This window comes from Aeromicrobium sp. UBA7512, from assembly GCF_002476985.1.
Classification (GTDB): domain Bacteria; phylum Actinomycetota; class Actinomycetes; order Propionibacteriales; family Nocardioidaceae; genus Aeromicrobium; species Aeromicrobium phoceense.
The window spans coordinates 976,355-989,862 of the sequence record NZ_DLNK01000007.1 but is presented as its reverse complement, the minus strand read 5'-3'; the positions used below and the strand labels follow the sequence as shown (position 1 = coordinate 989,862).

Sequence of the window (13,508 nt, the reverse complement as noted above, 5' to 3'; positions counted from 1 at the left end):
CAATGATATGACACGTTGTCAGATCAAGATGACACTGTGTCCGAAAGACCACGATGTGGGATGACGATCAGGTGACCGTCGGGGGCGGGCAGCACGTGCACGGCGATGCCGTACACCGACTCGACGCGCTCGGGCGTGAGCACCTCGGCCGGCGTCCCCGCGCTGACGAGGCGTCCGCCGTCGATCATCGCGATGCGATCGGCGCGGGCCGCCGCCAGCGACAGGTCGTGCAGGACCACGACGACGGCACGGCCGGCCGCGGCGAGAGATCGCGCGACGACCATGACCTCCTCCTGGTGGCGCAGGTCGAGGGCCGCGGTGGGCTCGTCGAGAAGGACCACGCCGGTGCGCTGCGCCAGCACGCGAGCCAGGGACGCGCGGGCCTTCTCGCCGCCCGAGAGGGCCGTGAACGGCCGCTCCAGGAGGTGGGCGATGTCCGTGCGCTCGATGGCCTCGGCGATCGCCTCGTCGTCCTGCGCCGCCGTGGCGTGACCGACCCAGGGATTGCGCCCCATCTCGACGACCTCGCGGACGGTGAACGGGAAGCTGACCTGGTTGGCCTGCAGGAGGACCGCACGCGTGCGCGCAAGGTCGCGCGCCGACCACTGCGCCAGGGGGCGGCCGTCGAGGCGCACGTCGCCCTCGGCGATCGGGACGTCACCGGTCAGGGCGCCCAGCAGGGTGGACTTGCCGGCACCGTTGGGGCCCACGAGCGCCAGCACCTCACCGTGGACGACGTCGAGGTCGACCCCGCGGACGATGTCGCGCCCGCCGAGGCGGCACACCAGGCCTCGGACCTCGTACGCCGCGGTCATGCCCATCCCCCGGCCTTCGAGCGCGTCGCCCGGACGAGGTAGAAGAAGAACGGTCCGCCGATCAGCGAGGTCAGCAGGCCGATCGGCAGGTCGGAACCCGGGACGATCGTGCGCGCGAGCAAATCGGCCCACACGAGCAGCGCCGCGCCACCGATCACGCTCGCGATCAGGAGCGTGCGGTGCGAGGGGCCCAGCAGCATGCGCACGAGGTGCGGCACGACCAGGCCGACGAACGCGATGATGCCGGCGAACGCGACCGCCACGCCGGTCAGCAGCGCGACCAGCAGGATCGAGCCGATGCGCAGGCGCTCGACCCGCAGCCCGAGGTGGGCCGCCGTGCGCTCCCCCAGCGCCAGCAGGTCGTAGCGGCGCGCCAGCAGGCACGCGACCACGACGGCGGGCAGGCCCACCGCGGCGACGATGAGGACCTCGCTCCAGCGCGAGCCGTTCATCGAGCCGAGCTGCCAGAAGACGATCTGCTCGCGCGAGCCGGTGTCGGAGGCGAACATCACCAGCGCGAGGCCGGCGCCGGCGAAGGCGTTCACGGCGATGCCGGTCAGCAGGAGGGTGACCACCTCGGTCCGACCGCCGACCCGGGCGGTGGCGTAGACGAGCACGGTGGCCGCGAAGCCGCCGGCGAACGCCAGCACGGCGACACCCCAGCCGCCCAGCGCGACGAACCCGAAGGACAGCGCGATGGCCGCGCCGAGGGCGGCACCCGCGGAGACCCCGACCACGCCGGGCTCGGCCAACGGGTTGCCGAAGATCGCCTGCATGACCGCGCCGGCCACGGCGAGGGTGGCGCCGACGAGCAGGCTCATCGCCACGCGAGGGAAGCGGATCTGCAGCAGCGTCTGCTCGACGATCATGTCGTCCGGGCGCCACGAGGTGTCGATGCCGATGCCGTGCAGCATCGCGCCGACGACGTCGCGAGGGCCGACGGGGAGCTGGCCCACCGAGGCCGACACGAACGTGCCGACGACCAGGAGGACGGCGAACCCGGCCAGCACCGCGGTGCGCCGGCCGGCGCTCACCACCGCGTCACTTCTGGGCCTCGGGCACGTAGATCGCGCGGGCCAGCGCCTCGACGACGCCCGCGGAGCGGGGACCGAAGGACAGGACGTCGCCGTCGGACATGTCGACGAAGCGCTTGTTCTGGCCGGCGGGCGTCAGTGCGATCGCGGGCTTCTCGGCCAGCAGTCCGTCGACGCCTCCGGTGGACTCGAGCCCGTTCGTCATCACGAGGATGAGGTCGGGCTTCGCCTTGACCAGCGCCTCGTCGGTGAGCGGCTGCATGCCCTTCCAGCCCATCTCGTTCGCGACGTTCACGCCGCCGAGCGCGCCCACGAGGTCGCCCACGCCGGAGTCGTCGGCGAAGAGGTAGTAGACGCCGGAGTTGCCGCGCAGGTAGAGGAAGACCATCCGCAGGCGGTCGGACTCCTGCTCCGGGACGAAGCGCTTCACCTCGGCCTTGGCGGCCTCGACGTCGGCCTCGATGCGGTCGGCGAGGGCCCGGCCGGACTCGGGCAGGCCGACGGCGGCGCCAACGTCGCGAGCCAGCTGGGCGGCTCCCTCGAAGCTGGCGTCGTTGTCGAGGAAGATCACCGGCACGCCGGTGTCGGCGAGCTGCTCGACCACGTCGCGCGGGCCCATCGACCCGTCCGTGATGATCACGGTGGGCTTCTGCGCCATGACGGACTCCGCGTTGACCGCGTGTCCCTCGGCGGTGATGAGGGGGAGGTCCTCCGCGCCCGGGAAGTCGGTGGAGACGTCGCGCGCCACGAGCTGGTCGCCCAGGCCGAGGCCCCACAGCGAGGCCGCGATCGAGCCGGCCATGTCGAAGGCGACGATGCGCGAGGTGTCGGTGACGGTGACCTTGGTGTCGCCCGAGCGCACGTGGGAGACCACCGTCGCCGGCAGCTGCGGCTTCTCGTCCGTGTCGATCGGCTCGATGTGACGATCACGGAGCAGCGCGGTGCTGGGTCCGGTGATCTCCTTGGCCGGCTGCGACGCCTCGAGCTCGGACAGCGCCGGCAGGTCGGCCCCGGCAGCGGGGTCGCTGCCTGCCTCGCCGGGACCACAGGCCGTGAGCAGCAGCATCGCGAGAGCGGTCAGCAGCGCGGCGGCCGCGCGCACGGGCCGCGTCATGCGTCCAACCCCGGGGTCCGGCGGCGCATGACGAGCACCGTGCCGGCGATCGCCGCGAGCATCAGGAGGACCGTGGCGCCGATCCACACCAGCCAGTCGCGGGAGGCGGTCGGGGTCAGCGGGGCGATGGCAACGGCCGCCGCGTCGTCGGCGCCCGCGGCGGGCTGCGCCGCGACGGTGGCGCAGTCCTTCGCCACCGTGTACGTCAGCGTCACGGGATCGAGTGCCGCGCCGGTCTCGTAGTTCGGGAAGGCCGCGCTGCCGGCACTCGTGAGCGTGGCGGGGATGCCCGAGATCGTGACGGTCTGGCCGTTCTCGGAGACCTCGCCCGCGCCGAGGTCGAGGTCGGCGAACGGGACGGCGGCGATCGTCCGGCGATCGTCCTTCCCGGCCATCGCCGCGTCCATCGTGCCGCCGGTGTAGTCGACCGAGAGCGTGGCGGACTCCGCGTCGGTCATGGTCACCGAGGGGTTCGCGATCGTGGTGTCGAGCGCTCCGTCGTGGCCGGTGAAGACGACGGTTCCGCCGAACTCCAGCTCGCCCGCGCGTGTCGTCTCGTCGAGCACGCCCTCGCCCTTCGACCAGGTGAACTCGGGCGTCTCGTACGAGGCGTCGCCCTGCGTGGTCCAGTCGCCGTTCGCGATCGAGCCGGACACGTAGGCGCGGAACGACTCCTTGAAGCCCCAGTCGAGGCGCGCGTCGGAGAGCTCGCAGCCGACGATCTTCTCGGCTTCGGCGACGTCGATCACGATGCCGCGGTCGACCGAGCCCTGGAACGTCAGGGTGTGCTTCCCCGGCTCGAGGGTGGCCGGGATCGTGCCCTTCCACGTGGCACGGCCCGCGGCGTCGGCCGTGACGTTCTCGGCCAGCACGATGGGTGACGAGTAGAGCACCACCTTGATGCCGGTCTCGCCGGGAAGGAAGCCCGAGCCCGACGCGGTGACCTGGTCGCCGGCCCTCACCTCGTCCTGCTCGAGGGTGAGGCCGGTCGTCGCGGGTGGGGTCGCCGGCGGCGTCCAGTCGTCGCTCGTGGTGGCCGCGACGACCGCATTGGCCGCGCCACCGGAGGAGACCGATCCGACCGAGAAGGTCACGGGATCGAGGAGTGATCCGGGGGCGTAGAAGGCGCGACCCTGGTAGGAGAACATCCCGGCGCCGGCAGCGGTGAGACGCGCCGGGGCACCGGCGTACCGGACCCAGCCGGACTCGGTCGAGCGCTGCGCCGCCGCGAGGTCGAGCGTGGCCAGGTCGACGCGGCCACGGCCCGTGACGCTCGCGCTGAGCGTCGCCGAGGTTCCCGACGTGACGCGGACGGAGGGCTGCGAGATCGTCAGGTCGAGCGTCCCGTGGTGTCCGAAGAACTTCACGCCGCCCCGGTAGGACGTGGAGCCCTGGGGGTTCGGCGGCGTCGCCGTGGTGGAGAACTGCCCGAAGCGGTAGCCCGAGCCGGTGGACGACGCGCCGCCCGAGACCGACACCGAGCCCTTCGCGATGGGGCCCGTGATGTACGAGCGGAAGCTGGCCTTGACGCCCCACGTCAGCTCGCCGGCGCGACCGCCGCGGCTCCGGTCACCCTTCGGCTGGGTGACCTTGCCCGGCTGGGCGACGGGTGCCGTCTTCGGCGGAGCCGTGGCGCCCTTGACGGTGATGGTGCCGTTCAGCGGATCGAGTGCGGTTCCCGCGCCGTACATCGGCGAGCCGCTGTAGTCGAACATCGCCTCCCCGGCCCGGGTGAGGGTGACCGGTGCACCCGCGATCGTGACGGCGTTGCGTGCGACCTTGGCGCGGCCCCGGAGGTCGACCGTCGCGAAGGCGAGGTTCCTCAGGTCGTTGCCCTCGCTGTCGCGGACATCCGCGCGCAGCTCCGAGCGCGTGCCGTCGACGACGAGGCGCAGGTTGCGCACGGTGAAGTCCAGGACGCCGTGGTGGCCCGTGAACCGCACCCCGCCGCTCGTGCGGACATCGACCACCCGGGAGCTCCAGGTGCCCGAGGCCGAGGAGAAGGTGGTGCGCGTGCCGTCGTCGGTGGCGGGCGCGAGCGCCTCGGTGGCACCGGCGACGAAGCCCATCTTCAGGTAGCTGCGGAAGGACTGCTTGAGGCCCCAGGCGAGCGAGCCGCCGGTGACCTTCGTGTCGTTGGCCGGCGGAGTCGTGGGAGCGGGCTCGGTGGGCTCGGTGGGACCCGGCTCGGTCGGCTCGGGGTCGGTGGGCTCCACGACCGTCGCGAGCGTGAGCTGCGCGGACACCGGATCGAGCGCCGTGCCGGCCTCGTACATGGGCGAGCCCTCGTAGGAGAAGAGAGCGGCACCGGCCTGCGTGAGCACGGCGGGCGCGCCGGCGACGGTGACCTTGGAGCCGGAGGAGGTGACCCTGCCGGCGAGGTCCACGTCGGCGATCGCGATCCCGGACCGGCTGTCGCCGTTGACCACGGCGTCGACCTCGAGCCGCGCGGAGTCGCCCGACGTCACGAGACGCGGCCGGGAGATCGTGAGGTCGAGGACGCCGTCGTGCCCCTCGAAGCGGACGGAGCCCTGGGCGGCGACATCGCTCGCGTCGCCCCACGTGCCCGCGGCCGCGGGGAACGTGAATCCGTCGGGCGCCGCGGTGGCCGGCGCACCGGTGGTGACCTCGCCGTGCGCGATCGGGCCGGTGATGTAGTTCCGGAAGGACGTCTTCAGGCCCCACGAGATCGTCCCGGTGGTGACTCTTGTTCCAGCCTCGGCAGCATCCGCGCGGACGGCGGGAGCCGCCGCGACGGCCAGGACGGCGGCCAGCAGGACGCCCAGAACTCGCACGTGCATGGGCCGGTCGGCGCGTTCGAGCACGGTCACTCCCGTCGGATGGTGGTCAGAATGCAGACCCGGTCAGGTCACCCTTACCTCATCACTATAAGGTGTGCCTTACCTACAGCGGCCGCCGGGTTGGGCGGCTTCCTTTCCGGAAGGATCTGCATGTCTCGCCACACCTTGGTTCGCGGGCGTCGCCTGCTCGCCGGGACGACCGTCGCGGCACTGACCGCCGGCGTCCTCGCGCTCACTCCCGCCACGGCCCAGGCCGCCGAGTCGCAGACGATCGAGGACGGCTCGATCTCGTGGGGCCTGAAGGCGTCGTTCAGGAACTACCTGACCAGCCCGATCGCCCACGGCACGATCACGCCCACCGCCCCTGCCACGGACACCGGCACCCAGACGGTCTTCCCGCAGGCCTCGGGCTCGTGGGCCGCCGGTGAGGCCTCGGTCGGCGCCAAGGGTGCCGTCAAGTTCTACGGTCACGACGGCGCGCTCGACCTCACCATCTCCGACCCGCGCATCGTCGTGGCCGGATCGGGTGCCCAGCTCGTCGTCGACGCCGTCGACAGCGAGGACGTCGCGCACGAGGACGTCGCGTTCGCCGACATCCAGCTGGCCGGTGCCGTGAGCTCCAGCCCCGTCGCCGTGACGATCACCGACGCGCCGACCACGATCACCGCCGCCGGCTCCGGTCTGCTCTCCAACCAGGGCTCGGCCTTCTACGCCCCGGGCACGGCCCTGGATCCCATCAGCGCGCAGCTCGAGGTCGCCTCGAAGCCGGCCGTCACCGTCTCCAAGGTGACGTTCGCTCCCGACGAGACCGCCACGGTCACCGTGAACGGCTCGGGCTTCGACCCGCAGGACGTCATCGGGACACGGCCGCCCTTCGCCGGCCGGTCCGGCGGCGCGTACGTGGTCATCGGGTACTTCTCGGAGACGTGGCGTCCGTCCGCGGGCGCCCCCTCGTCGGCACGCAAGGTCGTCCAGCAGAAGTGGGCGCTCCCGGCGGGTCAGTTCGAGGACCTCTCCAGCGGTGGCGCGTTCGAGCTGAACGCCGACGGCACGTTCGAGACCTCGTTCGAGATCAGCAAGGCGCTCCTGGACACCGTCCGGCAGGCCAACCCCGAGATGAGCGGCAGCTTCGGCATCTACACGTACCCGGGCAGCGGTGCCGCGAACCCGGCCTTCGAGACCTACACGCCCCTCTCCTTCGTCCCGGCCGTCCCGGTGACGAAGAGCCTGTCCACCGCGTACGGCAAGGGTGGCACCGTGGGCGTCACCGCTCCGGTCGCCGGAACCGTCACCGTCGCCGGGCTCGGCAGCAAGGTCGTCGCCGCCGGTGGCACGGCCGCGTTCGCGGTCCCCCGGACGCAGACCGCGGGCACGAAGTCGTACCGCGTGACGTTCGCCCCCACCGACGCGAGCCTCACCGCTCCGGCGGCCACGACCGTCACGGTCAAGATCGCCAGGACCGCCGCCTCGAAGGGCAAGGTCAAGGTCACCCGCAAGCCCACGTCGAAGAAGAAGGGCCTGGCCGTCGTGTCGGTCAAGGGCGCCTCGGGCGCGGCCGCCCCGACCGGCAAGGTCAAGATCAAGCTGACCAAGGGCAAGAAGAGCAAGTACGTCACGGCCAACCTGTCGAGCGGCAAGCGCCTGGTGAAGCTGCCGAAGCTCGCCAAGGGCAAGTGGGTCGTCCGCGTCGCCTACTACGGCAACGCGAACTACACGCCGCGCGGCTACGTGAAGGCGGGCTCGTTCAAGGTCGCCAAGTGACCTGAGTCCCCACCCTCCGAAGGCCCTCGTCCGTCGACGGGGGCCTTCGGCGTTCCCGGGGGCCTGCCCCTCACCGCCCCACTCCCCGTCGCCGAGTGGCGCAAACCGGGGTCGCGAGTGGCGCAGAAACGCCCGCCACTCGGCGAGTGGCGGGCGACTTTGCGCCACTCGGCGTTCAGGCGCGGCGGGTCAGGTGGCGGAGACGGCCGCGAGCACGAACCGCGTGGTGGTGTCGGCCGACGCGTGCCGGGCCGAGAGGGTGGCGTGCAGCAGCGAGACCGTGGCGTCGACGTCGTCCACGACGAACTCCCCCTGGGCCACGCCGTCGACCAGGATCTGGCGCAGCACCTGCTCGACCGCGACGACGTGCTCGCGCATCGCCATGACCGATTCGGGCGAGAGCATCGCCCGCAGCTCGGGACCGAGGCCGATGTGGAAGTCCTTCGACGTGTCCACGTGGTGGCGCACGTACGTCTCGAGGCGCTCGGTCGGGGAGGTCCGGCTGGCGAGCGACTCGTTCAGCTCGGCGAGGTAGCGGGAGGTCTCGTCGGTCGCGAAGGCGACGACGACGGCCTCCTTGTCCTTGAAGTGGTTGTACAGCGACGACCGCCCGACCTCGGCGTGCGCCGCCAGGTCGGCCATCGTGATCAGGTCGAAGGGCCGGTCCCGAAGCAGCTCCACGAGGGCGGCGAAGACCCGCCGGCGCATGGCGGCGCGGTGCTCCTCCAGGGAGTCCCCGATGATCTTCGGCACGTCCGTAGAGTACGCGCCCCGGCGCCGACGTGCGTCCCGCGGCGGGGGCGCCACGGAGGTCGCCGAATCGCAACCGTTTCGTCATCGTGAGGGCCGTCCCGGGCCGGATCGCCGTCGGTAGGGTGGCTCGGGTGAACGCCTACGACCTCGCCAGCGAAGCCGCCACCGCCCTGCGTGACCGCACCGGAGGCGGCGACCACGACGTCGCCCTCGTGATGGGCTCCGGCTGGCTGCCTGCCGCCGACGCCCTCGGCGAGCCCGAGTTCGAGGTGCCCACCGAGGAGCTGCCGGGCTTCAGCAAGCCGGCCGTCGCCGGTCACGGCGGCACCATCCGCTCGGTGCGCGTGGGCGACCTGCGGGCGCTGGTGTTCCTGGGCCGCACCCACTTCTACGAGGGCAAGGGCGTCGACGCCGTCGTGCACGGCGTGCGCACGGCCGCGGCGGCCGGGGTCCGCACGATGGTGCTGACGAACGGCTGCGGCGGGCTCAACCCCGCGTGGACGCCCGGCACCCCCGTGCTGATCCGCGACCACATCAACCTGACCGCCACCTCGCCGATCGTCGGCGCCAACTTCGTCGACCTCACCGACCTCTACGCCCAGCGCCTGCGCGACCTCGTCCGCGAGGTCGACCCGTCCATCGACGAAGGCGTCTACGTGCAGTTCCCCGGACCGCACTACGAGACGCCGGCCGAGGTCAGGATGGCCGGCATCCTCGGCGGCGACCTGGTCGGCATGTCCACGACGCTCGAGGCCATCGCCGCGCGCGAGGCGGGCATGGAGGTGCTGGGCATCTCGCTCGTCACCAACCTCGCCGCGGGCATCTCCGACGCGCCGCTGAACCACGAGGAGGTCCTCGAAGCCGGCAAGTCCGCCGCCACCCGCATGGGCGCCCTGCTCGCCGACCTGCTGCCGCGCGTCTGACCGAGGCCGCCGATCGACGGTCGCCTCCCGCTACCGTGGTCGGATGGACCCGATCGACGCTGCCCGGGACTGGATCTCGCAGGATCCCGACGCGCAGACCCGTGACGAGCTGACCGCGCTGATCGACGCCGGCGACCAGGCCGAGATCGCGGCACGGTTCGCCGGCCGGCTGCAGTTCGGCACCGCCGGACTCCGGGGCGAGCTCGGCGCCGGGCCGATGCGGATGAACCGGGTCACCGTGGCGCGTGCGGCCGCCGGGCTGGCGCAGCACCTGGTGGCCACCGAGGACTCCCCGAGCGTGGTCGTGGGCTACGACGCGCGCACCAACTCCGACGTCTTCGCCCGTGACACCGCCGAGATCATGCAGGCGGCCGGCGTGCGCGCGATGCTACTGTCCGACCATCTCCCCACCCCGGTGCTGGCGTTCGCGATCGGCCACCTCGGCGCGTCGGCAGGTGTCATGGTCACCGCCTCGCACAACCCGCCCCGCGACAACGGCTACAAGGTCTACCTCGCCGACACGAGCCAGATCGTGCCGCCCGCCGACGCCGAGATCGCCGCCGCCATCGACGCGGTGGGGCGCGTCGACGAGCTGGCCCGTGACGACGGCTACGCCGTCCTGGGCGCCGACGTGGCCCAGGCCTACCTGGACGCCGTGGCCGCCCTCGTCCCCGACGGGCCGCGCGAGCTCGTCGTGGCCTACACCCCCATGCACGGGGTCGGCGGGCGGCTGCTCGCCGCCGCGGCCGAGCGGGCAGGCTTCCCGGCGCCGCACACCGTCGCCGAGCAGCTGCAGCCCGATCCGGCGTTCCCCACCGTCGCGTTCCCGAACCCGGAGGAGCCCGGCGCGATGGACCTCGCGCTCGCGCTGGCGGCATCGGTCGACGCCGACGTCGTCATCGCGAACGACCCCGACGCCGACCGGTGCGCCGTGGGCGTGCGCACCGCCGACGGTCACCGGATGCTCACCGGCGACCAGGTGGGCGCCCTGCTGGCCGAGTCCCTGCTGACCCGCGGGATCGAGGGCACCTATGCCTGCTCGATCGTCTCGTCCGACCTCCTCGGACGGCAGGCCGCGGCGCACGGACAGCCGTGGCGGCAGACGCTCACCGGATTCAAGTGGATCGGGAAGGTCGAGGGGCTCGTCTTCGGCTACGAGGAGGCCCTCGGCTACTGCGTCGCTCCGCACATCGCTCGCGACAAGGACGGCATCTCCGCGTCGCTGCTGATCATGTCGCTCGCCGCGTCGCTGAAGGCGCAGGGGCGCACCCTGCTCGACCTGCTCGACGACATCTACCGCCAGCACGGCTGGCACGCCACCGGCCAGCTCGCCGTGCGGGTCGACGATCTCGCGATCATCGCGGCGGCGATGGATCGGCTGCGCACCGATCCCCCCACCACGCTCGCGGGTGTGCCCGTGACGTCGGTCGACGACCTCGCCGTCGGCTACCAGGGACTGCCGCCCACGGACGGCATCCGCCTGGCACTCGCCGGGGGCAGCCGCATCATCTGTCGTCCGTCCGGCACGGAGCCGAAGCTCAAGTGCTACGTGGAGGCCGTCGTCGCGGTGGAGGACTCCGCGGACGACGCGCGCGACACGGCGGCCGCGACGGTCGAGGCGATCATCGACGACCTGAGGGCGTACCTGCGGCTGGCCTGAGCAGAGAGGAACCGCCGTCGGGGCGTCGGAGTCTGCGGCAGAGGAGCCGAGGGAGTGCGACTTTGCCGCGCTCACGACGAGGGAGTCCCCGACGGCGGCGTCCTCGGACGGGCCACACAGCCCGCCGCGGCGAACGACGTCGCCTTGCTTCAAGCCTCAGCGCCACCGGCGTGCCTGTCAATTTATAGCGGGTGACGCCAGGTCGACCCACCGGCCCTCGGCCGCGCTGAGCCGAGCCGCGTCGAAGATCTCGGCCACGTGCACCGCGTCTGACGGGGGCACGGGCACCTCGGATCCGGCGCGGATCGCCGCGGCCACGGCCGGGTAGAAGGTGTCCCACCGACCGCGAGCCAGGGGGCGGTCCTGCGCGCCGTCGGCCCCCTCGAACAGCAGCGTGCGGCCCGGATCCTCCTCGCCCCAGCGTGCCCCCGCAGTGCGAGGGCTCTCGCCCGCGAACAGCTGGTCCTCCTGGGGGTCGAACCCCTCGATGCGCAGGCCACCGCGTGTCCCCGAGACGCGGAACCGTGGACCCTCCGCCGCCGCGTGCACCGACGCCACGATGGTCGACCGCGCTCCGCTGCCGTGCCGCAGCATCACGATCGAGTCGTCCTCGCTCACCCGGTCCTCACCGAGCGTGGCGAGATCGGCGAAGACCTGCCGTACCGGCCCCAGCAGGTGGACCGCCTGGTCGATGAGGTGGGGGCCGAGGTCCACCAGCACGCCCCCGCCCGCCTGCGACGTGTGGTCGCGGGTCCACCGCGGAAGGTCGGGCCGGAACCGCTCGATCCTCGACTCGAGGCGATCGACCCGGCCGAGCTCACCGTCGCGCACCAGCTGCTCGATCGTGAGGAAGTCCCCGTCCCACCGGCGGTTCTGGTAGACGGTCAGCACCGTGTCGCCCGAGGCAGCGGCGACGATGCGCCGCGCGTCGTCGGCCGTGGTCGCGAAGGGCTTGTCCACGACGACGTGGAGTCCCAGGCCGAGCGCCTCGACCGCGAGATCGGCGTGGGTGCCGGCCGGGGTCGTGATCGTCACGCCCTCGACGCCTGAGTCATGCAGGGCCGCGAGGTCCTCCACCACCTCGAGTCCGTCCGCGCGGGCCTCGCGGCCGCGCTCGGGATTGGTCGAGACCACCGCGACGAGGTCCAGGCCGTCGGCCGAGCGGATGAGCGGCGCGTGGAACACCCGCCCGCCGACGCCCCAGCCCGCGACGGCCCACCGCACGGGCTCGAAGCCCGTCACCGGTCGAGCTCCGCCACGAAGCGGGCGTAGCGCTCCTCCAGCAGCCCCGGCTCCCCCGGGCTGACCGTGGACCCCGTGCGCTCCCGCACGGCCGGGAGCGGCAGTCCGGCCGCGCCGAAGGCCAGCCGGGCGGCGCCGACGGCCGTGGCGTCCTCGAGGTCGACGCGGCACAGGTCGCGGCCGAGCACGTCCGCCAGCAGCCGGGCGAACACCGGCGACCGGGTCCCGCCTCCCGCCACGTCGATCAGCGGGTCGGCGACCGCCGGCATGGACTCGATGCCGCGACGGATCGTGAAGCAGAGGCCCTCGAGGGCGGCGGCGAACAGGTCCGCACGCTCGGTCTCCAGACCGAGCCCGAACCAGCGGCCCGACCCGGCGGGGACCGACGTCGGCAGCCGCTCGCCCGACAGGAACGGCACGAAGCCCGGAACGGGCCGGCTGCGGTCGTAGTCGCCGTACAGGTCGTCCCAGGTCCCCCCGAGCAGGGAGACCACCCGCGTCAGGGCGATGCCGGCGTTCATCACCGCCACCATCGCGTAGGCGCCGCCGTCCGCCGCTCGGTACGTGTGGTGGGTGATCTCGCCGCCGAACGACGGCGTGATGCCCGGCAGCACGACCTGGGCGCCCGACCCGACGGTCACGATGAGGCGGCCCGGGGTCGAGGTGGAGCCGACGAGTGTCGCTGCGGCGTCGGCGCATCCGGCGACGACCGGGATGCCGGCCGGCAGTCCCCAGCTCGACGCCTCCGGGGCAGCCAGCTGCCCCACCACCGCATCCGAGGGAACGACCTCCGGGAGCAGGTCGGGCCGGATGCCCGTCGACTCCAGGACCGCGCCGCTCCACTCGTCGAGCTCCAGGTCCCAGGCGAGGGTCGCGGACGCGTCCGAGGGATCCGTGACGAACACCCCCGGCACCAGGCGCGTGCGCAGCCAGTCCTTCGGCAGCAGGACCCGGTGGGCCCGCGCGACGACGTCCGGCTCGTGGCGGGTGAGCCACGCCAGGACCGGCCCGGTCATGCCGGGCGCGAGGGGGTTCGCCAGCCCACGGCGCCGCTCGGCGGGCAGGCCCTGCCACAGCGCCAGTTCCGCAGTGGCGCGACCATCCGGCCACAGGACGGCGGGCCGCACGGGGTCACCGTCGGAGTCGACCAGGACGGTCCCGTGCATCTGCCCGTCGATCCCGACGGCCAGGACCTCGACGTCCACCGACGCCAGAACGGCACTCACCGCGTCACGTGCCGCGGCCTCCCACTGAGCCGGGTCCGTCTCGGCCCAGTGCGGGTGCGGCGAGTCGACGTCGTAGCCGCGGTCCGCCCGGGCCAGGACGGAGCCGTCCTCCCCCACCAGCACGGCCTTGACGCCGCTCGTGCCCAGATCCAGGCCCAGGACGCACGGTCGGCTCATGA

10 protein-coding genes are annotated in these 13,508 nt (G+C 72.8%); 3 read left to right on the top strand and 7 right to left on the bottom strand.

What is annotated here, in order from left to right; genetic code table 11:
* Positions 1-23: 23 nt before the first annotated feature.
* From B2363_RS15640 to B2363_RS15625, 4 genes are read right to left on the bottom strand one after another with little or no spacing between them, the layout of a single operon-like run.
* Positions 24-815 carry a heme ABC transporter ATP-binding protein gene (locus B2363_RS15640; protein ID WP_286931347.1) on the bottom strand — a complete coding sequence of 264 codons (792 nt, stop codon included), beginning with the start codon at positions 813-815 and terminating at the stop codon, positions 24-26.
* Positions 812-1,852 carry a FecCD family ABC transporter permease gene (locus B2363_RS15635; protein ID WP_286931345.1) on the bottom strand — a complete coding sequence of 347 codons (1,041 nt, stop codon included), beginning with the start codon at positions 1,850-1,852 and terminating at the stop codon, positions 812-814. Before B2363_RS15635 ends, B2363_RS15640 begins: the two co-directional genes overlap by 4 nt.
* A 4-nt stretch (positions 1,853-1,856) precedes the next feature.
* On the bottom strand, positions 1,857-2,963 hold the full coding sequence (locus B2363_RS15630; RefSeq protein ID WP_286931343.1) for a heme/hemin ABC transporter substrate-binding protein: 1,107 nt from the start codon (positions 2,961-2,963) through the stop codon (positions 1,857-1,859).
* Positions 2,960-5,794, bottom strand: coding sequence for an HtaA domain-containing protein (locus B2363_RS15625; RefSeq protein ID WP_286931341.1), 2,835 nt, complete (start codon positions 5,792-5,794; stop codon positions 2,960-2,962). Before B2363_RS15625 ends, B2363_RS15630 begins: the two co-directional genes overlap by 4 nt.
* Positions 5,795-5,914: 120 nt before the next feature.
* Here B2363_RS15625 and B2363_RS15620 point away from each other — a divergent pair, with 120 nt between their 5' ends.
* On the top strand, positions 5,915-7,525 hold the full coding sequence (locus tag B2363_RS15620; protein ID WP_286931339.1) for an HtaA domain-containing protein: 1,611 nt from the start codon (positions 5,915-5,917) through the stop codon (positions 7,523-7,525).
* A gap of 189 nt (positions 7,526-7,714) precedes the next feature.
* Here the strand turns inward: B2363_RS15620 and B2363_RS15615 are convergent, their stop codons facing one another.
* Positions 7,715-8,278 (bottom strand): TetR/AcrR family transcriptional regulator, encoded by a 564-nt coding sequence (locus B2363_RS15615; protein ID WP_181752705.1) that lies wholly within the window; start codon positions 8,276-8,278, stop codon positions 7,715-7,717.
* 131 nt (positions 8,279-8,409) lie between these two features.
* Here B2363_RS15615 and B2363_RS15610 point away from each other — a divergent pair, with 131 nt between their 5' ends.
* Both B2363_RS15610 and B2363_RS15605 read left to right on the top strand, forming a co-directional pair.
* Complete coding sequence (locus tag B2363_RS15610; protein WP_286931336.1) at positions 8,410-9,201, top strand: purine-nucleoside phosphorylase; 792 nt, start codon at positions 8,410-8,412, stop codon at positions 9,199-9,201.
* Between the two features lie 43 nt (positions 9,202-9,244).
* A complete protein-coding gene (locus B2363_RS15605) occupies positions 9,245-10,861 on the top strand; it encodes a phospho-sugar mutase (RefSeq protein ID WP_286931334.1) in 1,617 nt (538 codons plus the stop codon).
* A gap of 177 nt (positions 10,862-11,038) precedes the next feature.
* Here the strand turns inward: B2363_RS15605 and B2363_RS15600 are convergent, their stop codons facing one another.
* Positions 11,039-12,103 carry a Gfo/Idh/MocA family protein gene (locus tag B2363_RS15600; protein WP_286931332.1) on the bottom strand — a complete coding sequence of 355 codons (1,065 nt, stop codon included), beginning with the start codon at positions 12,101-12,103 and terminating at the stop codon, positions 11,039-11,041.
* Positions 12,100-13,506, bottom strand: a complete 1,407-nt coding sequence (locus B2363_RS15595) for a xylulokinase (RefSeq protein ID WP_286931330.1) — start codon at positions 13,504-13,506, stop codon at positions 12,100-12,102. Before B2363_RS15595 ends, B2363_RS15600 begins: the two co-directional genes overlap by 4 nt.
* Positions 13,507-13,508 lie beyond the last annotated feature (2 nt).